At 69.1% G+C, this 18,982-nt stretch carries 17 protein-coding genes; 11 read left to right on the forward strand and 6 right to left on the reverse strand.

The genetic code is table 11. The features are described 5' to 3' along the window. Positions 1–44: 44 nt before the first annotated feature. A complete protein-coding gene (locus ACNUDN_RS17295) occupies positions 45–1,124 on the reverse strand; it encodes a glycerate kinase family protein (protein WP_419123041.1) in 1,080 nt (359 codons plus the stop codon). 83 nt (positions 1,125–1,207) lie between these two features. On the opposite strand from ACNUDN_RS17295, the gene ACNUDN_RS17300 reads away from it, so the two are divergent. The 3 genes from ACNUDN_RS17300 to ACNUDN_RS17310 are packed head-to-tail and all read left to right on the forward strand — an operon-like array spanning position 1,208 to position 3,685. Further along, positions 1,208–1,897 carry a DUF3043 domain-containing protein gene (locus tag ACNUDN_RS17300; protein ID WP_419123042.1) on the forward strand — a complete coding sequence of 230 codons (690 nt, stop codon included), beginning with the start codon at positions 1,208–1,210 and terminating at the stop codon, positions 1,895–1,897. Positions 1,898–1,905: 8 nt separating this feature from the next. Then, positions 1,906–2,949, forward strand: a complete 1,044-nt coding sequence (gene cobT, locus ACNUDN_RS17305; protein WP_419125196.1) for a nicotinate-nucleotide--dimethylbenzimidazole phosphoribosyltransferase — start codon at positions 1,906–1,908, stop codon at positions 2,947–2,949. A gap of 4 nt (positions 2,950–2,953) precedes the next feature. After that, positions 2,954–3,685 carry an adenosylcobinamide-GDP ribazoletransferase gene (locus tag ACNUDN_RS17310; protein ID WP_419123043.1) on the forward strand — a complete coding sequence of 244 codons (732 nt, stop codon included), beginning with the start codon at positions 2,954–2,956 and terminating at the stop codon, positions 3,683–3,685. Here ACNUDN_RS17310 and ACNUDN_RS17315 read toward each other — a convergent pair. Both ACNUDN_RS17315 and gcvT read right to left on the reverse strand, forming a co-directional pair. Then, entirely contained in the window at positions 3,682–4,785 is a 1,104-nt protein-coding gene (locus tag ACNUDN_RS17315; RefSeq protein WP_419123044.1) for a branched-chain amino acid aminotransferase, read from the reverse strand. The genes ACNUDN_RS17310 and ACNUDN_RS17315 overlap by 4 nt on opposite strands. Positions 4,786–4,832: 47 nt before the next feature. Then, on the reverse strand, positions 4,833–5,930 hold the full coding sequence (gene gcvT, locus ACNUDN_RS17320) for a glycine cleavage system aminomethyltransferase GcvT (protein WP_419123045.1): 1,098 nt from the start codon (positions 5,928–5,930) through the stop codon (positions 4,833–4,835). A 76-nt stretch (positions 5,931–6,006) separates the two neighbouring features. Between gcvT and ACNUDN_RS17325 the strand changes: the two genes are divergently transcribed. Beyond that, complete coding sequence (locus tag ACNUDN_RS17325) at positions 6,007–7,530, forward strand: leucyl aminopeptidase (RefSeq protein ID WP_419123046.1); 1,524 nt, start codon at positions 6,007–6,009, stop codon at positions 7,528–7,530. 149 nt (positions 7,531–7,679) lie between these two features. Here the strand turns inward: ACNUDN_RS17325 and ACNUDN_RS17330 are convergent, their stop codons facing one another. Together ACNUDN_RS17330 and ACNUDN_RS17335 are read right to left on the reverse strand one after the other, a co-directional pair. Then, positions 7,680–9,284, reverse strand: coding sequence for an SDR family oxidoreductase (locus tag ACNUDN_RS17330; protein ID WP_419123047.1), 1,605 nt, complete (start codon positions 9,282–9,284; stop codon positions 7,680–7,682). Positions 9,285–9,323: 39 nt separating this feature from the next. Then, on the reverse strand, positions 9,324–9,674 hold the full coding sequence (locus ACNUDN_RS17335; protein WP_419123048.1) for an oxidoreductase: 351 nt from the start codon (positions 9,672–9,674) through the stop codon (positions 9,324–9,326). Positions 9,675–9,848: 174 nt separating this feature from the next. On the opposite strand from ACNUDN_RS17335, the gene sucB reads away from it, so the two are divergent. From sucB to ACNUDN_RS17365, 6 genes are all read left to right on the forward strand, one after another. Then, positions 9,849–11,636, forward strand: a complete 1,788-nt coding sequence (gene sucB / locus ACNUDN_RS17340) for a 2-oxoglutarate dehydrogenase, E2 component, dihydrolipoamide succinyltransferase (protein ID WP_419123049.1) — start codon at positions 9,849–9,851, stop codon at positions 11,634–11,636. 12 nt (positions 11,637–11,648) lie between these two features. Beyond that, entirely contained in the window at positions 11,649–12,560 is a 912-nt protein-coding gene (locus ACNUDN_RS17345; protein WP_419123050.1) for a TIGR01777 family oxidoreductase, read from the forward strand. 10 nt (positions 12,561–12,570) lie between these two features. Continuing rightward, positions 12,571–13,269: a lipoyl(octanoyl) transferase LipB gene (gene lipB, locus ACNUDN_RS17350; RefSeq protein ID WP_419123051.1), complete on the forward strand. Its 699-nt coding sequence runs from the start codon at positions 12,571–12,573 to the stop codon at positions 13,267–13,269. A 77-nt stretch (positions 13,270–13,346) separates the two neighbouring features. Next, positions 13,347–14,282, forward strand: coding sequence for a lipoyl synthase (gene lipA, locus ACNUDN_RS17355; RefSeq protein WP_419125197.1), 936 nt, complete (start codon positions 13,347–13,349; stop codon positions 14,280–14,282). Positions 14,283–14,286: 4 nt separating this feature from the next. Next, the gene (locus ACNUDN_RS17360; RefSeq protein ID WP_419123052.1) at positions 14,287–15,039 is read left to right on the forward strand and encodes a DUF4191 domain-containing protein; all 753 of its coding nucleotides are present in this window, start codon (positions 14,287–14,289) and stop codon (positions 15,037–15,039) included. A 7-nt stretch (positions 15,040–15,046) separates the two neighbouring features. Continuing rightward, complete coding sequence (locus ACNUDN_RS17365; protein ID WP_419123053.1) at positions 15,047–16,864, forward strand: amidohydrolase; 1,818 nt, start codon at positions 15,047–15,049, stop codon at positions 16,862–16,864. Positions 16,865–16,923: 59 nt separating this feature from the next. Here the strand turns inward: ACNUDN_RS17365 and ACNUDN_RS17370 are convergent, their stop codons facing one another. Beyond that, positions 16,924–17,391: an RDD family protein gene (locus ACNUDN_RS17370; RefSeq protein ID WP_419123054.1), complete on the reverse strand. Its 468-nt coding sequence runs from the start codon at positions 17,389–17,391 to the stop codon at positions 16,924–16,926. A 145-nt stretch (positions 17,392–17,536) separates the two neighbouring features. Between ACNUDN_RS17370 and glnA the strand changes: the two genes are divergently transcribed. Next, a complete protein-coding gene (glnA, locus tag ACNUDN_RS17375) occupies positions 17,537–18,973 on the forward strand; it encodes a type I glutamate--ammonia ligase (protein ID WP_419123055.1) in 1,437 nt (478 codons plus the stop codon). Positions 18,974–18,982 lie beyond the last annotated feature (9 nt).

Below are 18,982 nucleotides of genomic sequence, written 5' to 3' on the forward strand. Positions count from 1 at the left end.
CCCCACTGCCTCAACGGTACCCCGTCGCGGCGGTATTCCCCCAGCTATCCCCAGTCCGCGGCGACGTCGGAGGCCAGGCCGGTCAGCTGCTCGGCGGCATCTTCGATGGCACGCTGCACCGATCCGGCCCGATCGGTGACCGAACGGGCTGCCGCGATACCCGCGTCCTGCAGCGCCTGGGTGTCCAGGGTCACCTGACCGGCCAGCACCAGCACCGGCGTCCGCCTCGACCGTGCGCCCGCGGCCAGGGCGCTGACCACCTTGCCGTGTAGCGACTGGTCGTCGAATCGGCCCTCACCGGTGATGATGAGGTCCGCCCCGGCGACGTCGGCGTCGAGGCCGGTGTGCTCGGCGATGATGGCCGCGCCCGACTCGCGCCTACCGCCCAGGGCTAGCAACGCCGCCCCGATACCGCCGGCGGCGCCCGCCCCCGCGTCGTCGGTGACCACCCGGCCGGCAGCCACCCTCAGCTGCTCTGCCCAGGCGGTCATCCGCTGTTCCAGCACGGCGACCGCGTCCGGGTCGGCTCCTTTCTGCGGCCCGAAAATCGTCGCGGCGCCCCGCGGACCGAGCAACGGGTGCTCGACGTCACTGGCGGCGATCAGCTCGACACCGTCGAGGAGTTCCCGCGCTGCGGTCAGTCCGCCGAGCGCCTCGACCATGCCGCGCCCGCCGTCGGTGCAGGCACTGCCACCGAGCCCCACGACGATCCGGCGCGCTCCGCCGGCGCGGGCAGCCGCGATCAGCTGACCCACCCCGCGACTGTGCGCCTCCAGTGAGGTCCGCACCGTCGGCGGTCCGCCGAGCAGAGCCAGCCCGCACGCCTGGGCGCACTCGATGTAGGCGGTGCCCGGCGGGGTGGCGTCGAACACCCACCGGGCCTCGACGTCGGTGTCCAACGGGCCGCTGACCGTCGCCGTGCGCACCTCCCCCAGTCGAGTCGCCAGCACGTCGACGAATCCGGGTCCGCCGTCAGACTGCGGCGCCAGGGTCAGCACGTCTCGTGGGCGGGCGCGCTCCCAGCCTTCGGCGATACAACGCGCGGCCTGCACGGCGGTCAGACTGTCCCCGAAGCAATCCGGGGCGATGAGGATGTTCCTGGCGTCGGTGTCGGTGGCGGCCACCCCGGCAGACTATGACGTCGGGGTGCCGGGGCGCAGAGCGGCACGGATTGGTCGGCCGCCGACCGCAAAGTAATCTGGCAGACGTGAAACTGCTGGGCCGTAACAACGACGACGCCGGGGACTCGGGTGACTCCGAGTCCGCTACCGACGACAAGGCGGCGGCCCCTTCGGCCGCGGCGGGTGAGCGGCCGACGACGACGCCACCCAAGGGCAAGCCGACTCCCAAGCGCAGTGAGGCCGCCCGCCGGCGTGGCCCGGTGGCGCCCGCGCCGATGACGAGCGCCGAGGCCCGCAAGCGACGCAAGGAGATGCGCGGGCCGAAGCTGTCCCGGGAGGAGCGCAAGGCCGAGCGTCTGGTGCGCCGGGCCGAGATGTCCGAACGGCGCGAGAAGATGATGGCCGGCCAGGACGCCTACCTGTTGCCCCGTGACCGCGGCCCGGTCCGCCGTTACGTCCGCGATGTGGTGGATTCGCGGCGCAACCTGCTCGGGTTGTTCATGCCGTCGGCGCTGTTCCTGATCTTCGTCATGCTGGCGGCACCGTCGGTGCAGGTCCAGGCCTTCCTGTCACCAGCGATGCTGGTGCTGGTGCTGGTCATGGTGCTCGACGGCTTCTTCCTGGGTCGCAAGGTGAACCGGATGGCAGACGAGAAGTTCCCCGGCAACACCGAGACGGGCTTCAAGCTCGGCTTCTATGCGGCCAGCCGCGCCTCGCAGCTGCGCCGGATGCGGGCGCCGCGGCCACAGGTCGAACGCGGCACCCGCGTGGCGTGACGCCGCAGGTGGCGTACTTTCCTGACATTGCCGCACCCGACGCCGACGCGGCGGCGGCCGCACGGCGACGGCAGACGGCGCTGACGAAACCGGCCGGATCGCTGGGACGCCTCGAGGACCTCTCGGTGTGGGTCGCGGCGTGCCAGGGCGAATGCCCGCCCAGGCAGTTCGAGCGGGCCCGCGTGGTGGTGTTCGCCGGCGACCACGGTGTCGCCGGCGCGGGCGTGTCGGCCTATCCGCCGGCGGTGACCGCGGCCATGGTGGCCAACTTCGCTGCTGGTGGCGCCGCGGTGAACGTGCTGGCCGAGATCGCCGGAGCGGGGGTGCGGGTCGCCGATATGGCCGTCGACACCGACGAGCCGTGGACGGCCGAGGTCGGCGCCCACAAGATTCGGCGCTCCAGCGGCAACATCGCCGTCGAGGATGCGCTGACGCCCGACGAGGTGGTGCAGGCGATCGACGCGGGGCGGCGCATCGCCGACGAAGAGGTCGACGCCGGAGCCGATCTGCTCGTCGCCGGCGACATGGGCATCGGAAACACCACGCCGGCGACCACGCTGGTCGCCGCGCTGACCGATTCGGAGCCGGTGGCGGTCGTCGGCCGGGGCACCGGGATCGATGATGCCGGGTGGGCGCGCAAAACCGCCGCGATCCGCGACGCGTTGTACCGCACCCGGCGGATCTCCGCCGATCCCATCGCGCTGCTGCGCATCTGCGGCGGTGCCGACCTGGCGGCGATGACCGGGTTCTGCGCCCAGGCCGCGGTGCGCCGTACCCCGGTGCTGCTGGACGGGTTGGTGGTGACGGCCGCGGCGCTGGCCGCCGACCGGCTGGCGCCGGGCGCCAGGCTCTGGTGGCAGGCGGGGCACAGATCCACCGAACCGGCGCACACGCTGGCCTTGCGACAGCTGGAGCTGGAGCCGATCGTGGAACTGGGAATGCGACTCGGCGAGGGTTCCGGCGCGCTGGTGGCACTGCCGGTGCTGCGGGCCGCCGTCGCGACCCTCGGGTCGATGGCCACCTTCGAGGAAGCCGGAATCAGCGAGGCCTAGGGCTGTGATGCGTTCTGTGGCGGGCGCTTTCGCGTTCGCGACGATACTGCCCACGCCGTCGAGGTTGGCGGTCGGCGCGGGCCGCGGGGTGCTGTCGGCGTTGCCGCTCGCAGGCGCGGCACTGGGCGCGTTGGCGGCCGCGGTGCTGTGGGCCGGCTTCTGGGCCTTCGGGAGTCACAGCGCGCTGGCCGGCGCGTCGGCGGTCGCGGTGTTGTTGTTGGCCACCCGCGGACTGCACATCGACGGGTTGTCCGACACCGTCGACGCCCTGGGCTGCTACGGACCGCCCGAGCGGGCCTTGGCGGTCATGCGGGACGGTAGCTCGGGCCCGTTCGGCACCGCCGCGGTGACGGTGACGATCGTGGTGCAGTCGCTGGCGTTCGCGCATGCCGGCTGGCTCGCGGTGCTTGTCGCGGTGCTGGCGGGGCGGGTGGCCGTGGTCGCCGCGTGCCGGGGCGGGGTGCCGGCCGCGCCGGGCAGCACATTGGGGTCCCTGGTCGCAGGCACCCAGCCGCGCTGGGTGGTCGCGGGTTGGATCGTGGCGGTCACCGGCCTGGCCACATTGGCGGGTGTGCGACCGTGGCAGGGACCGCTGGTGGTGCTGCTCGCGCTGGCGGCCAGCACCGTACTCGTCGCGCACTGCGTCCGCAGGTTCGGCGGTATCACCGGCGATGTCCTGGGCGCGACCGTGGAGGTGACGACGACCATCGCGGCCATCGGTCTGGCGATCCGTTAGGACAGCCGGGCCATCCAGCCGTGGGTGTCGGCGAACGTACCGCGCTGGATTCCGGTCAGCGTGTCGCGCAGCGCCATGGTGATCTCGCCCGGTTCTCCGTCGGCGATCGTGAATTCGCCGTCCCCGTGCTTGACATGGGACACCGGCGTGATCACCGCGGCCGTCCCGCATGCGAACACTTCGGTGATCTCGCCGGCGGCGGCCTTCTTCTGCCATTCATCGACGTCGATCTTGCGCTCCTCGACTGCGAACCCGGCATCGGTGGCCAACTGCAGCAACGAGTTCCGGGTGATCCCCGGTAGCAGCGAACCGGACAGCTCGGGGGTGACCAGACGCGCGGTGCCGCCACTGCCGAAGACGAAAAACAGGTTCATACCACCCATTTCCTCGACATAGCGGCGCTCGATCGCATCGAGCCACACCACTTGGTCGCACCCGTGGTCGGCGGCCTCGGCCTGTGCCAGCAGCGACGCGGCGTAGTTGCCCCCGAACTTGGCCGCCCCGGTGCCGCCGGGCGAGGCGCGCACGTACTCGTGCGAGAGCCACACGCTGACCGGCTTGATACCGCGCGGAAAGTAGGCGCCCGCGGGTGAGCCGATGACCAGATAGCGGTAGGAGTTGGCCGGGCGGACGCCGAGTCCCGGCTCGGTGGCGATGATGAACGGCCGCAGATACAGCGATTCCTCGCCGCCGGCGGGTGGCACCCACCTCTCGTCGACGGCGATCAGCTGCCGCAGCGACTCGATGAAGACCTCTTCGGGCAGTTCGGGGATGGCCAGCCGTCGCGCCGAGCTCCGCAGCCGCGCGGCGTTGGCCTCGGGCCGGAACGACACGATGGAATCGTCGGCCCAGCGGTAGGCCTTCAGTCCCTCGAAAATCTCCTGCGCGTAATGGAGAACGACCGCCGACGGGTCCAGCTCGATCGGGCCGTAGGGAATGACACGGGCGTCGTGCCAGCCTTGGCCCGCGGTGTAGTCGATGGACACCATGTGGTCGGTGTGGAACTTCCCGAAACCGGGGTTGCCCAGGATCTCGGCGCGTACCTCGTCGCTCGCCGGATTCGCGTTGCGATCGACGGTGAACTCGAGGCGATCAGTCATGCAGGCGATTGTATAACCCGCTGGCCAACGGTTTTTGGGGTGCGGTCTCAGCGGGTCCGGGTGTCGACGAACGGCGGCTTGACCACTTCGCATTCCACCTGCCGTCCGCGGACGTCCACCGCCACGTGCGCGCCGTCGGCGATGTCGGCGGCGGTGTCGATCAGGGCCAGTGCGATCCCGACTTTCAAAGTGGGAGAGAAGGTTCCCGACGTCGTCAGGCCGATCGGGGTGTCGCCGTCGAGCACCGTCAGGTCCGGCCGCAACACGCCGCGGCCCACCGCGCGCAGACCGCGCAGGGTGCGCCGCGGGCCCGCCTCCTTCTCGGCCACCAGCGCGTCGCGACCCCAGAACGCGTCCTTCTTCCACCCGATCGCCCAACCGCAGCGCGCCTGCAGCGGGGAGATGTCCAGCGACAGCTCGTGGCCGTGCAGCGGATAACCCATCTCGGTGCGCAGCGTGTCTCGCGCGCCGAGTCCGGCCGGTTCACCGCCCGCTGCCCGTACGGCCTCGACCAGCGCGTCGAACACCACTTCGGCCTGCTCCCAGGCCGGCAGCAGCTCGTAGCCGTGTTCGCCGGTGTATCCGGTGCGGCACACCCGCACCGGCACGCCGCCGAACTCGGCGTCGGCGTAGCCCATGTAGTCCATGTCCACCGGCAACCCGAGCCCGCCCACGACATCGGCCGATCTGGGCCCTTGGACCGCGAGCACGGCACGGGATCGATGTTCGTCGGTGATCGTCAGCTGGTCCGGGGCGCTGTGCTGCAGTGCGGCGACCACGGCCGCGGTGTTGGCCGCATTGGGAACCAGGAAGATCTCGTCGTCGGAGACGTAGTAGGCGATCAAGTCGTCGATCACGCCGCCGTCCTGTGTGCAGCACAGTGTGTACTGCGCCTTGCCGGGTCCGATCCGGCGCAGGTCGTTGGTGAACGCCGAGTTGACGTAGTCGGCCGCACCGGGCCCTTTGACCAGCGCCTTGCCGAGGTGGCTGACGTCGAACAGACCGACGGTGGCGCGGGTGGCGGTGTGCTCGGCGACTGTGCCCGCGTAGGACACCGGCATCAGCCAGCCACCGAATTCGGCGAAGCTCGCACCGAGCTCGCGGTGACGGTTCTCCAGAGGGCCAGCCGACAAGTTGTCACTCACGGCGAACCACACTAGTCGCGCGACGCTGTTCGAACCGATGGCTGGGGGTTCGAACCGATGGCTAGGGTGAATCCCCGTGAGCACCTCAGCGGGTTACCAGTCTCCTGTCGTCACCGTTGCCGGCGCGCTGCCCAAGCGCCGCGCCGAATCATCGGTACTGATCGTGCCCGTCGTCAGCGAGGGAGACGGCGCCGACTCCCGGGCGTCGGTAATCGCCACCGCACATCTGGACGCCGACGCCGTCAACGCGATCGAGGCGGCGTTACAGGCGCTGGGCGCCAAGGGCGGCAGCGAGCAGGTGAGCCGAATCGTGGTGCCGTCACTACCGGTGGGCAGCGTGCTGGCCGTCGGATTGGGTAAGGACCGTGACGACTGGCCGGCCGAAACGGTGCGACGGGCCGCCGGCGCGGCTGCCCGGTCGCTGACCGGGGTGGAGTCGGTGATCACCACGCTGTCCGAACTGGACCTACAGGCGGCGATCGAGGGCCTGATCCTGGGCGCCTACCGGTTCTCCGAGTTCCGCAGCGCCAAGACCGCACCCAAGGACGCCGGACTGCGCAAGATCACCGTGCTGGCCTCGGACACGAAGGCGGCGACCAAGGACGCGGCCACGCACGCCGAGGAGATCGCCACCGCGGTGGCGACCGCACGGGATTTCGTGAACACCCCGCCGAGCCACCTGCATCCCGCCGAATTCGCCAAGCGCGCAAAGGTTCTCGGCGAGGCTGCGGGGCTGGAGGTCGAGGTGCTCGACGAGAAGGCACTGGCCAAGGACGGGTACGGCGGCATCGTCGGGGTGGGTCAGGGCTCGTCGCGCCCACCCCGGCTGGTGCGGCTGGTGCACCGCGGGGGCGGCCGCAAGGCCAAGAAGGTCGCTTTGGTCGGTAAGGGCATCACCTTCGACACCGGCGGCATCTCGATCAAGCCGGCGGCCAATATGCACCACATGACCTCCGACATGGGCGGGGCGGCAGCCGTGATCGCCACCGTCGTGCTCGCGGCCCGGCGGTCGTTGCCGATCACCGTGATCGCCTACGTCCCGATGGCCGAGAACATGCCGTCGTCGACCGCGCAGCGTCCCGGGGATGTGCTCACGCAGTACGGCGGAACCACTGTGGAGGTGCTCAACACCGACGCCGAGGGCCGCCTCATCCTGGCCGACGCGATAGCGCGGGCATGCGAGGACGGGCCCGACTACCTCATCGAGACCTCGACACTGACCGGGGCGCAGACGGTGGCGCTGGGCGCCCGGACTCCGGGGGTGATGGGAAGCGACGAGTTCCGCGACCGAGTCGCCGAGATCTCCCAGCAGGTCGGCGAGAACGCGTGGGCGATGCCGCTACCCGAAGAACTCAAGGACGACCTGAAGTCGACGGTCGCCGACTTGGCGAATGTGAGCGGTTCGCGTTTCGCGGGCATGTTGGTCGCCGGGACCTACCTGCGGGAGTTCGTCGCCGACGGCGTGCAGTGGGCCCATATCGACGTCGCGGCACCGGCCTACAACTCCGGCGGACCGTGGGGTTACACCCCCAAGGGCGGTACCGGGGTGCCGACCCGGACGATGTTCGCGGTCCTGGAGGACATAGCCGCGAGCGGCTAATCAGGCGCAGCCGCGAGCGGCTAATCAGGCTTCAGCCGCGAGCGGCTAATCGAGCGTGAGCCGCGAGCGGCTAATCGAGCGTGAGCCGCGAGCGGCTAATCAGGCTTCAGCCGCGAGCGGCTGGTCGGGTGCTGGCGAAACTCGCTGCCTCAGATGATGTTTCCGCCGCGGGCCGTACTTCGCATGACTTGGGGCAGAGCGTGGGAGAGGCCGTAGACGAGGTAGGCCTCGGCGGTGACGGGGCGTACGGGTTTGTTCTTCTGGACTGCTGCGACGATGGCGCGGGCGACCTTGTCCGGTCCGACCCGCCGCACCGCGAAGCCCTTGCGCACCCGGCGCCGGATCGTCTCCGCCTCGGCACTGCGGGCTTGCGGCAGCGAAAATCTGGTGGCGTCGACGATATTGGTGCCGATGATGCCCGGACAGATCGTGGTGACCCCGATTCCGGCCGAATCGAGTTCTGCCCGTAGACAATCGGAGAACATGAACACTGCGGCCTTGGAGGTGCAGTAAGCGTTCATCACGTTGACCGGCGTGTAGGACGCCATCGACGCGACGTTGACGATGTGCCCGCCGCTGCCGCGGTCGACCATGCGCCTGCCCCAGGACCGGCATCCGTTGACGACCCCGCCGAAGTTGATGTCGAGCACGCGATCGAATTCCTCGGCCGGGGTGTCGAGGAAGAACCCCGCGTGCCCGACACCGGCGTTGTTGACCACGACGTCGGGCGCGCCGTGCTCGGCACAGACCCGCTCTGCCATCGCCTCGACCGCTGCGGCGTCGGCGACGTCGACGGTGTAGCTGTGGACCGCAGCGCCGGTGGCTGCGACCAGTGCGGCGCTCTCGTCCAGACCTGCGGTGTCGATGTCGCCGAGCACCAGGTCGGCGCCGTGGCGGGCGAACGCCAGCGCCGTCTCCCGGCCGATGCCGCTGGCAGCGCCGGTCACCACCACCAGGCTGTCGCCGAACGCGGTGCGGGTCCGGCCGACCTGTGCGCGCAGCAGTTCCCGCGCGGCCGGCGCACCGTCGAGGTGGTCTGCCAGCTGGGTGACCGCCCGAGCGAGGATCTGCGGGTGCGTCCCGGGCGCGACCGGGCCGGTCTTGATGTCGCGGCGCCACAGTCGGGTGGCCCAGGCCCCCATGTCCTCGGGCACGGACTCGTCGCGCGCCGACACGATCAATTGCACGGGGACGTCGACAGGGGCGCCGGTCGACGCGGCGGGCAGCAGGTTGGCCCGGTACGGCTTGGCGGTCAACAGGCGGGGCGCGTGCGCCGCCAGGCGGGCGAACTGGCCGACGCCGCGACCGAACCGGCGCGGACCACCGAGCTTGGTCACCGTGCCGCGCAGGTAGCCGGCGGCCAGGCCGGGGCCCGACACCGCCGTCAGCGAGGCGACCCGTCCGGCGGCGTCGGCGCGCTGCAGGTACTCCCAGATCCCGGCGGCTCCCCATCCGTGTGCGAGCACATGGACCGGCGCACCGTCGAGCGAGTCGATGACCGCGGCGAAGTCGTCGGCGAACCGCCGCACCGTGTATGCCGAGGTCCGGTCGGGAGCGTCGGAATCGCCGGCTCCCCGGGTGTCGTAGGCGACGATCCGGAAGCGGTGGGCCAGCAGTGCGGTGACGGCGTCCCACACCCGCCGGTCGTCCGGGTGCCCGTGCACCAGCACCAGTGGCGTCGCGTCGGGGTCGCCGTCCTCGGACACGGCTATCCGGATTCCGTCGCTGCTGTCGACGAAGCGGTGCTCAATCACGAGCGGACAGTACCGGAGCCGGAGCGGACGACCCGCCGGTCAGCGGTCGAGTTCCTCGCGTGCGGCACGCTTGCGCTCGACTCGTTTGCGGGCGTCGTAATCGCGCATGCGCTGCGGGTAGCCGACTTTCTGTACGTCGTAGACCGGGATCTTCAGGCGGTCGGAGAGTCTGCGGGCTCCGGCGTCGCCGCCGGCTTTGCGTCGGGTCCATTCGCCGTCGGCGGCCACCAGCACAACGGTGACCTCGGTGACGGTCGTCTTGGGTTCGACGAACGCTTCCACTCCGTGGTGCTCGGCGACCCAGGCCTGCAGGTAGCGCAAGTCGGCTGCGGGATCGCTGGCCGCCTTGCCGGTTCGGCGTCGACCGCGAAATCTGTCGAACAGGCCCACCTGGATTCGCTCCTTCCGGCCGCCGCGTGTCGCGCTCTGTCACGTCATGCCCTATTTCGATAGTGCCAGAGCGGCGAGTAGGCCTGTCCGCGGCGAAACGTCGGGGCCGACGTGACAGGATGGGATACGACAGCTCAGAGACTGCGAACGACCGTGCAAGGGAGCCACGACACTATGGCCATCTCCGTCCAGATGCCCGCACTCGGAGAGAGCGTTACCGAGGGGACAGTCACCCGCTGGTTGAAGCAGGAGGGAGACACGGTCGAAGAGGACGAGCCTTTGCTGGAAGTGTCGACCGACAAGGTCGACACCGAGATCCCGTCGCCCGCAGCGGGTGTGTTGCAGAAGATCGTCGCGCAGGAGGACGACACCGTCGAGGTGGGCGGTGAACTGGCGGTGATCGGCGATGCCAGTGACGGTGACAGCGACAGCGGCGGTGACAGCGACAGCGAGAGTGACCGCAGTGCCGACGAGGACTCCACCCCGGAGCCCGAAGCCGAGCCCGAACCAGAACCAGAGCCCGAGCCCGAGCCCGAGCCCGAGCCGGAACCGCAGCCCAAGAAGTCGGAGGGCGGTGGATCATCGGGTTCGGCAACCCCGGTGCTGATGCCCGAGCTGGGCGAGTCGGTCACCGAGGGCACGGTAACCCGCTGGCTGAAGAATGTCGGCGACACCGTCGAGGTCGACGAGCCGCTCGTGGAGGTCTCCACGGACAAGGTCGACACCGAGATCCCGTCGCCGGTCGCGGGCACCCTGCTCTCGATCACTGCCGAGGAGGACGACACCGTCGAGGTCGGCGGTGAGCTGGCCAAGATCGGCGACCAGGGCGCCGAGTCCTCGTCGGAGCCCGAACCCGAGCCCGAGCCCGAGCCCGAGCCCGAGCCCGAGCCGGAACCGAAGCAGACCAAGCCGTCGGCAAAACCGGCCGAAGAAGCCGAGCCCGAGCCCAAATCCCAGCCCGAGCCCAAATCCCAGCCGGAGCCCAAACCCGCCGCAGCCGAAGCCCCGTCGGGTGAGTCCAGCCCGTACGTCACCCCGTTGGTGCGCAAGCTCGCCGGTGAACACGGCGTCGACCTCGCCACCGTCAAGGGCACGGGCGTCGGTGGACGGATCCGCAAGCAGGACGTGCTGGCCGCCGCGGAGGCCAGCAAGGCGCCGAAGGAGTCGGCGAAGGCCGAGCCCGCGGCGGAGGCGCCTGCCAAGGTTCCTGCGCCTGCTCCCGAAGGCGCACTGGCACACCTGCGCGGCACCACCCAGAAGGCCAATCGGATCCGGCAGATCACCGCGAAGAAGACCCGCGAATCGCTGCAGACCACCGCGCAGCTGACCCAGGTTCACGAGGTCGACATGACCAAGATCGTGTCCCTACGCGCCAAGGCGAAGGCGAAGTTCGCCGAGCGGGAGGGCGTCAACCTGACCTACCTGCCGTTCATCGCGCGGGCCGTGATCGACGCGCTGAAGATCCATCCGAACGTCAACGCCAGCTACAACGAGGACTCCAAGGAGATCACCTACTACGACGCCGAGCATCTGGGCTTCGCAGTCGACACCGAGCAGGGTCTGCTCTCCCCGGTGATCCACAATGCCGGTGACCTGTCGCTGGGCGGACTGGCCCGGGCGATCGCCGACATCGCCGCACGGGCACGGTCAGGCAACCTCAAACCCGACGAGCTGTCCGGCGGCACGTTCACCATCACCAACATCGGCAGTCAGGGTGCGCTGTTCGACACCCCGATCCTGGTTCCGCCGCAGGCGGCGATGTTGGGCACCGGGGCCATCGTCAAGCGCCCGCGCGTCATCGTCGACGAATTCGGCAACGAGTCGATCGGTGTGCGGTCGGTGAGCTACCTGCCGTTGACCTACGATCACCGCCTCATCGACGGCGCCGACGCCGGACGCTTCGTGACGACGATCAAGCGCCGGCTGGAAGAGGGCGCCTTCGAGGCCGACCTGGGACTGTAGACAGCAGTGTCGATGCCATCAGATTCGGTCGTCGCAATCGCGGGATCATCCGGTCTGATCGGTACGGCGCTGGTCTACGCGCTACGCGCCACCGACCGCCGGGTGATCCGCATCGTTCGGCGGGCACCGTCGAACGCCGACGAGGTGTTCTGGAACCCCGACACCGGTGAGTTCGATGCGAACACGCTGCGCGGTGTGGACGCCGTGGTGAACCTGTGCGGGGTCAACGTCGGGCAGAAGCGGTGGTCGGGCGCGTTCAAGCAGAGCCTGCGGGACAGTCGGATCGGTCCGACCGAGGTGCTGGCCAACGCCGTCGTCGAGGCCGGGGTGCCGGTCCTGGTCAACGCCAGCGCCGTCGGCTACTACGGCGACACCGGCAGCACCCCGGTGGACGAGACCGCCGGCCCCGGCAACAATTTCCTGGCCCGGCTCGCCTTCGATTGGGAGGCCGCGACAACCGCGGCGGTGCAGGCCGGTGTGCGGGTGGTGCTGACCCGCACCGGGTTGGTGATGGCGCCGGCGGGGGGCATGCTGAGCCGGCTCAAGCCGCTGTTCTCGCTGGGACTGGGCGCCAGACTCGGCAACGGCCGCCAGTACCTGTCCTGGATCAGCCTGGAGGACCAGGTGCGGGCGCTGCTGTTCGCGGTGTCGCGCGATGCACTTTCCGGGCCGGTGAACCTGACCGGCCCGGCGCCGGTCACCAACGCCGAGTTCACCACCGCGCTGGGCCGTTCGGTGAACCGGCCCACCGCACTGGTGGTGCCGGGTTTCGCATTGCGGATCGCGCTCGGGGAGTTCGCCGACGAAGGCGTGTTAGGCGGTCAGCGCGCGATCCCGGCGGCCCTCGAGCAGGCCGGCTTCCACTTCCACCACCACACCATCGGCGAGGCCTTGGCGTTCGCCACCGCGCCCAGCCGTGAGTAACGTCGAGTTCATGGCGGCTTCGATCCGGGCGCAGAGCGCACCGGTGCAGGTACGGCAGCTCGGAAGTGTCGAGTACCAGGCAGCGTGGGATCTTCAGCGCGTGATCGCCGACGAGCGCGCGGCGGGCGGACCCGACACCTTGTTGCTGCTCCAGCACCCGCCGGTCTACACCGCGGGCCGCCGCACCCTTGCCGAGGAGCGGCCGACCGACGGCACACCGGTGGTCGACACCGACCGCGGCGGCAAGATCACCTGGCACGGGCCCGGCCAGCTGGTCGGCTACCCGATCATCGGGTTGGCCGAGCCGCTCGACGTCGTGAATTTCGTTCGGCGCCTTGAGGAGTCACTGATCACGGTGTGCGCAGAGCTGGGTGTGCGGACCGGCCGGGTGGACGGCCGTTCCGGGGTGTGGGTGGCCGGCGACGGGCTGCGGCCCGCCCGCAAGATCGCCGCAATCGGCATTCGGGTGGCCAAGGCCACCACGTTGCACGGGTTCGCCCTGAACTGCGACTGCGATCTCGACGCGTACGGGTCGATCGTGCCCTGCGGCATCCGTGATGCCGGGGTGACGTCGCTGACCGCCGAGCTGGGGCGCATCGTCGCTGTCGAGGACGTCATCGACCGGGTCGGGGTCGCTGTTGTCGACGCCCTCGACGGCCGTATCGCCGTCGGTGTGACGTCCGCGGCGGGCGTAGAATCGGCCCAGTGACTATCGCCCCTGGGTCCACCCCCGACAAGCGGGGGGCATCCCCGGCCGCCGGCCACGCGGTCCCCGAAGGCCGCAAGCTGCTGCGCCTGGAGGTCCGTAACGCCGAGACGCCGATCGAGCGTAAGCCGCCGTGGATCAAGACCAGGGCCAAGATGGGCCCGGAATACAAGGACCTCAAGAACCTGGTCCGCCGCGAGGGTCTGCACACGGTGTGCGAAGAAGCCGGCTGCCCCAACATCTATGAGTGCTGGGAGGACCGCGAGGCCACCTTCCTGATCGGCGGTGAGCAGTGCACTCGGCGCTGTGACTTCTGCCAGATCGACACCGGGAAGCCCGCCGAACTGGACCGCGACGAACCCCGCCGGGTGGCCGAGAGCGTCGCCGCGATGGGTCTGCGGTACTCGACGGTGACCGGTGTGGCTCGCGACGACCTGCCCGACGGTGGCGCGTGGCTCTACGCCGAGACGGTCCGCCAGATCAAGGCGCTGAACCCGAACACCGGCGTCGAGCTGCTCATCCCCGACTTCAACGCCATCCCCGCGCAACTCGACGAGGTGTTCCAGTCGCGTCCGGAAGTCTTGGCGCACAACGTCGAAACGGTGCCCCGGGTGTTCAAGCGGATTCGGCCGGCGTTCCGCTACGACCGCAGCCTGTCGGTGATCACGATGGCGCGCGACTTCGGTCTGGTCACCAAGAGCAACCTGATCCTCGGGTTGGGTGAGACGCCGGAGGAGGTCCGCACCGCGCTGCACGACCTGCATGACGCCGGTTGCGACATCGTCACCATCACCCAGTACCTGCGCCCGTCGGCACGGCACCATCCCGTGGAGCGCTGGGTGCATCCGGAGGAGTTCGTCGACCACGAGCGCTACGCCACCGAGATCGGCTTCGCCGGTGTGCTGGCCGGGCCGCTGGTGCGGTCGTCCTACCGAGCCGGGAAACTGTACGCGCAAACGGTCGCGTCGCGGTCGGCCGGAGCCGCTCCGGCGGCGACCTCTGCGCAAGTATCCTGAGCCAATGGCGAAATCGCGTAACCCCGCCGAGGCCAAGGCGGCCAAGGCCGAGGCGAAGGCCGCCCGCAAGGCGGCGTCCAAGCAGCGGCGCAGTCAGCTGTGGCAGGCGTTCCAGATCCAGCGCAAAGAGGACAAGCGGCTGCTGCCGTACATGATCGGCGCGTTCGTGCTGATCGTCGGGGTCTCCGTCGCCGCGGGCGTGTACGCCGGCGGATACACGACGTACATGCTGATCCCACTCGGCGTCGTGCTCGGTGCGCTGGTCGCCTTCATCATCTTCGGCAGGCGCGCCCAGAAGTCCGTCTACCGCAAGGCCGAAGGGCAGACCGGCGCGGCCGCGTGGGCGCTGGACAACCTGCGGGGCAAATGGCGGGTCACTCCCGGCGTCGCTGCGACCGGCCACTTCGACGCCGTGCACCGGGTGATCGGCCGCCCGGGCGTGATCTTCGTCGGCGAGGGGGCACCCGCGCGGGTCAAGCCACTGTTGGCCCAGGAGAAGAAACGTACTGCCAGGCTCGTCGGTGACGTTCCGATCTACGACGTCATCATCGGTAACGGTGAAGGCGAGGTGCCGCTGTCCAAGCTGGAACGCCACCTGACCAAGCTGCCCGCAAACATCACCGTCAAGCAGATGGACGCGCTGGAGTCCCGGCTGGCCGCGCTGGGCACCAAGATGGGGCCTGCCGCGATGCCCAAGGGACCGCTGCCCGCCCAGGCCAAGATGCGCGGGGTACAGCGCACCGTTCGGAGACGCTGACCGGCGGGTGTGCACCGCCTGCGAGTGGGCACCGCATTTCGCCGCCTTAGGTCGCCGGGGCTCACTGTCGCGCCGGGCCATGCTGCGCGTGGCGGCGGTGGCGACCGCCGCCACTGCCACCGCGGCCGCCTGCGCGACCGGGCCGGAGTCCGGCGGCCAGGACAACGCCGACGCCGCGGCCGATCCCGATTTCGTGTTCCACAACGGCCGGGTGTACACCGTGGCCGACGCGACCCCGTGGGCCGACGCCGTCGCCGTCACCGGCGCCACCATCACCTACGTCGGCGACGAAGCCGGTGCGCTCGCCCTGGCCGGACCGGATACCCGGGTGATCGATCTGGCGGGACAACTCCTGATGCCGGGTTTCGTCGAGGCGCACATCCACCCGTTTCTCGGGGCTTTCCTGTCCACCGGAGTCGATCTGCAGGTACCGACCGGGCAGGATGCGCTCGACGCGATCGCCGCCTACGCGCGAGCCAACCCGGTCGGGCCGGTGCGCGGATTCGGTTGGCGCGTGGACATGTTCGGACCGAACGGCCCGACCCGCGCCGACCTGGACGCGGTGCTCCCCGATCGGCCCGGGTTCTTCTTCGCGATCGACGGCCACAGCTTGTGGGCCAACAGCGTCGCACTGCAGATCGCCGGTGTCACCCGCGACAGCCCGGATCCGATCCCCGGGTTCAGCTACTACGTCCGCGATGTCGACGGCGAGCCGACCGGGTACGTGCTCGAAGTCGCGGCGGTGCTCGGCCTGGTCGACGCGATCGAGCCGATCACCCCCGAGTCGATGGGCGAGCTGATGGAGGGCTGGCTGCCGAAGGCGTCGGCTGCCGGGATCACCTCGGTGTTCGATGCCGGCGTCCCACCCATCGGTGACGACCAGGGCGCGTTGATCGACCTGTACACCGGCGTCGAAGCGCGCGGCGCGCTGCCGTTCCGCGTCGTCGCCTCCTACAGCGTCAAATCGCCGCCGGTCGACGATGTCGTCGCGCAGCTCAGCGACCTGCGCGCCCGGATCTCCACCGAGCTGGTACAGGTCGGCGTCGTCAAGATCATCGGTGACGGAACCCAGGGTGGCTACACCGCGTGGCTGCTCGAACCGTACGCCGACAGACCGGACTCCGTCGGCGCGTCCCCGTTCACCGAAGAGCAATGGCGGCGACTGGTCGGCGACGTCGACGCCGCCGGGTTCGACGTGCATGTCCACGCCTGCGGAGAGCGCACCGTGCGGACCGCCCTGGACTCGATCGAGGCCGCGGCCGCGGCGAATCCGCCCCGGGATCGCCGGCACACCGTGGCGCACCTGGTTTATGTCGAGCACCCCGACAACCGGCGTTTCGCCGAGCTCGGCGCCGTCGCGCAATTCTCGGCGAACTGGATGTCGGCCGATCCCGACACCCTGATCAACATGGCGGCCCGCTACGGCAGACCCCGGCAGGACCTGATGTACCGCGCACAGGATGTGTTGCGGACCGGCGGGCGCATCTCACTGGGCACGGATTGGCCGGCAGCAGGGTACTTCTCCACCTACAAACCGCTCGATTCCGTCCAGATCGGGGTCACCCGTCGACTGATCGGCGATCCGGAGGCGGCCGTGCTGGCACCGGCCGATCAGGCGCTGACAGTCGAGGAGGCAGTGCACGCGAACACCCTGGGTGCGGCCTATCAGATCAGGCTCGACGACCGGGTGGGATCAGTGGAGACCGGCAAGCTCGCCGATCTGATCGTGCTGGACCGCAACATCTTCGACATCGACCCACACGACATCCATGCCACGACGGTCACCATGACGATGATGAACGGACAGATCCGGCATCAGAGCTGAGCGCAAGCGCTCATCGGGTCCATCGCTCTTCGCGCAAGCGCCGCTCGACACAGGGCTACTCATCGGCGCACCACGGCCGTCTTGGTGGCCAGGTCGTGCAAACCGCGAAGGTCCGCGTCGGTGAACAGGGCCGGGATGACGAGCGTGATGAGCAGACCCCGCGCCAACGCCCGGCCGGTGCCCACGTGCATCCGGTTGTCCACCGGTACCACCTTCACGCCGAGCACCAACTGGCCGGGCGTGAACCCGAACAACCGCACCGAGGTCACACCGAGCACGAGCCATACGACAAGCACCGCGGTCGACAACCCCGCCATACTCACCCATCCGAACGTCATCGCCAGTGCAGCCAGCCCGTAACAGACCAGCCAGTCGGTACACAGCGCGCCGATGCGGCGACCGAATCGCGCGATCGAGCCAGGGCCGGTCTCTGGAAGACCGAGGCGTTCGCCTGGATAGGTGGACCGTTGGCCGGAGTCATCCGATTGCGACGGTCCCGACAGCCAGGACCCAATAGTGCGGGCCATGACGTAAGGATAGGCGGCGGCCGATAGTGTTCATTCACTGCCGCACGCGGGATGCGTAACGTCTACGCAACATGCGGTTGACTGCCGCGCAACATCGTGTCCATAGCGTCACCGGCGGGCTACCAAAGTCAAAGGAGATCATTCAGTGGCAGAAAAGACCGCCGACGACATCATGAAGCTGATCAAGGACGAGAGTGTCGAGTACGTCGACATTCGGTTCTGCGACCTGCCCGGCGTCGTCCAGCACTTCTCGATCCCGGCATCGGCATTCGACGAGAGCGTGTTCGAGGACGGACTGGCCTTCGACGGCTCGTCGGTACGCGGATTCCAGTCCATCCACGAGTCCGACATGATGTTGCTGCCCGATCCGGCCACCGCGCGCATCGACCCGTTCCGGGCCGCCAAGACGCTCAACCTCAACTTCTTCGTGCACGATCCGTTCACCCGCGAGGCCTACTCGCGCGACCCGCGCAACGTCGCCCGCAAGGCAGAGAACTACCTGGCCAGCACCGGCATCGCCGACACCTGCTACTTCGGCGCCGAAGCCGAGTTCTACATCTTCGACTCGGTCAGCTTCGACTCCCGGATCAACGGCACCTTCTACGAGGTCGACTCCGAATCCGGCTGGTGGAACACCGGCGAGCCGCTGGAAGCCGACGGCAGTCCGAACCGGGGATACAAGGTTCGCCCGAAGGGCGGCTACTTCCCTGTCGCCCCCTACGACCACTACGTCGACCTGCGCGACGAGATGGCCACCAATCTGCAGAACGCCGGCTTCGTGCTGGAGCGCGGCCACCACGAGGTGGGCACCGCCGGCCAGGCCGAGATCAACTACAAGTTCAACACGCTGCTGCACGCGGCCGACGATGTGCTGCTGTTCAAGTACATCATCAAGAACACCGCGTGGCAGAACGGCAAGACCGTGACGTTCATGCCCAAACCACTGTTCGGCGACAACGGGTCGGGCATGCATGCCCACCAGTCGCTGTGGAAGGACGGCAAGCCGCTGTTCCACGACGAGGCGGGCTACGCGGGCCTGTCGGATCTGGCGCGCCACTACATCGGCGGCATCCTGCATCACGCACCGTCGTTGCTGGCGTTCACCAACCCGACGGTGAACTCCTACAAGCGTCTGGTTCCGGGCTACGAGGCGCCGATCAACCTGGTGTACAGCCAGCGCAACCGGTCCGCGTGTGTCCGTATCCCGATCACCGGCAACAACCCGAAGGCCAAGCGCCTCGAGTTCCGCTGCCCGGACAGCTCGGGCAACCCGTACCTGGCGTTCGCGGCGATGCTGATGGCCGGTATCGACGGCATCAAGAAGAAGATCGAGCCGCTCGCCCCGGTCGACAAGGACCTGTACGAGCTGCCGCCCGAGGAGGCCGCCAACATTCCGCAGGCGCCGACGTCACTGGCATCGGTGATCGACAAGCTCGAAGAGGATCACGAGTACCTCACCGAGGGCGGGGTGTTCACCACCGACCTGATCGAGACCTGGATCTCCTACAAGCGGGAGAACGAGATCATGCCGATCCAGATCCGTCCTCACCCGTACGAATTCTCGCTGTACTACGACGTGTAAGTCGTACGT

The organism is Mycobacterium sp. smrl_JER01, from assembly GCF_048513595.2.
In the GTDB taxonomy this organism is placed as follows: Bacteria; Actinomycetota; Actinomycetes; order Mycobacteriales; family Mycobacteriaceae; genus Mycobacterium.

Coding starts and splice junctions, on each gene's coding strand:
- ACNUDN_RS17315 (WP_419123044.1), bottom strand. CDS start 4,785: ATGACTGATCGCCTCGAGTTCACCGTCGATCGCAACGCGAATCCGGCG.
- sucB (WP_419123049.1), top strand. CDS start 9,849: ATGGCCATCTCCGTCCAGATGCCCGCACTCGGAGAGAGCGTTACCGAG.
- ACNUDN_RS17345 (WP_419123050.1), top strand. CDS start 11,649: ATGCCATCAGATTCGGTCGTCGCAATCGCGGGATCATCCGGTCTGATC.
- lipB (WP_419123051.1), top strand. CDS start 12,571: ATGGCGGCTTCGATCCGGGCGCAGAGCGCACCGGTGCAGGTACGGCAG.
- ACNUDN_RS17360 (WP_419123052.1), top strand. CDS start 14,287: ATGGCGAAATCGCGTAACCCCGCCGAGGCCAAGGCGGCCAAGGCCGAG.
- ACNUDN_RS17370 (WP_419123054.1), bottom strand. CDS start 17,391: ATGGCCCGCACTATTGGGTCCTGGCTGTCGGGACCGTCGCAATCGGAT.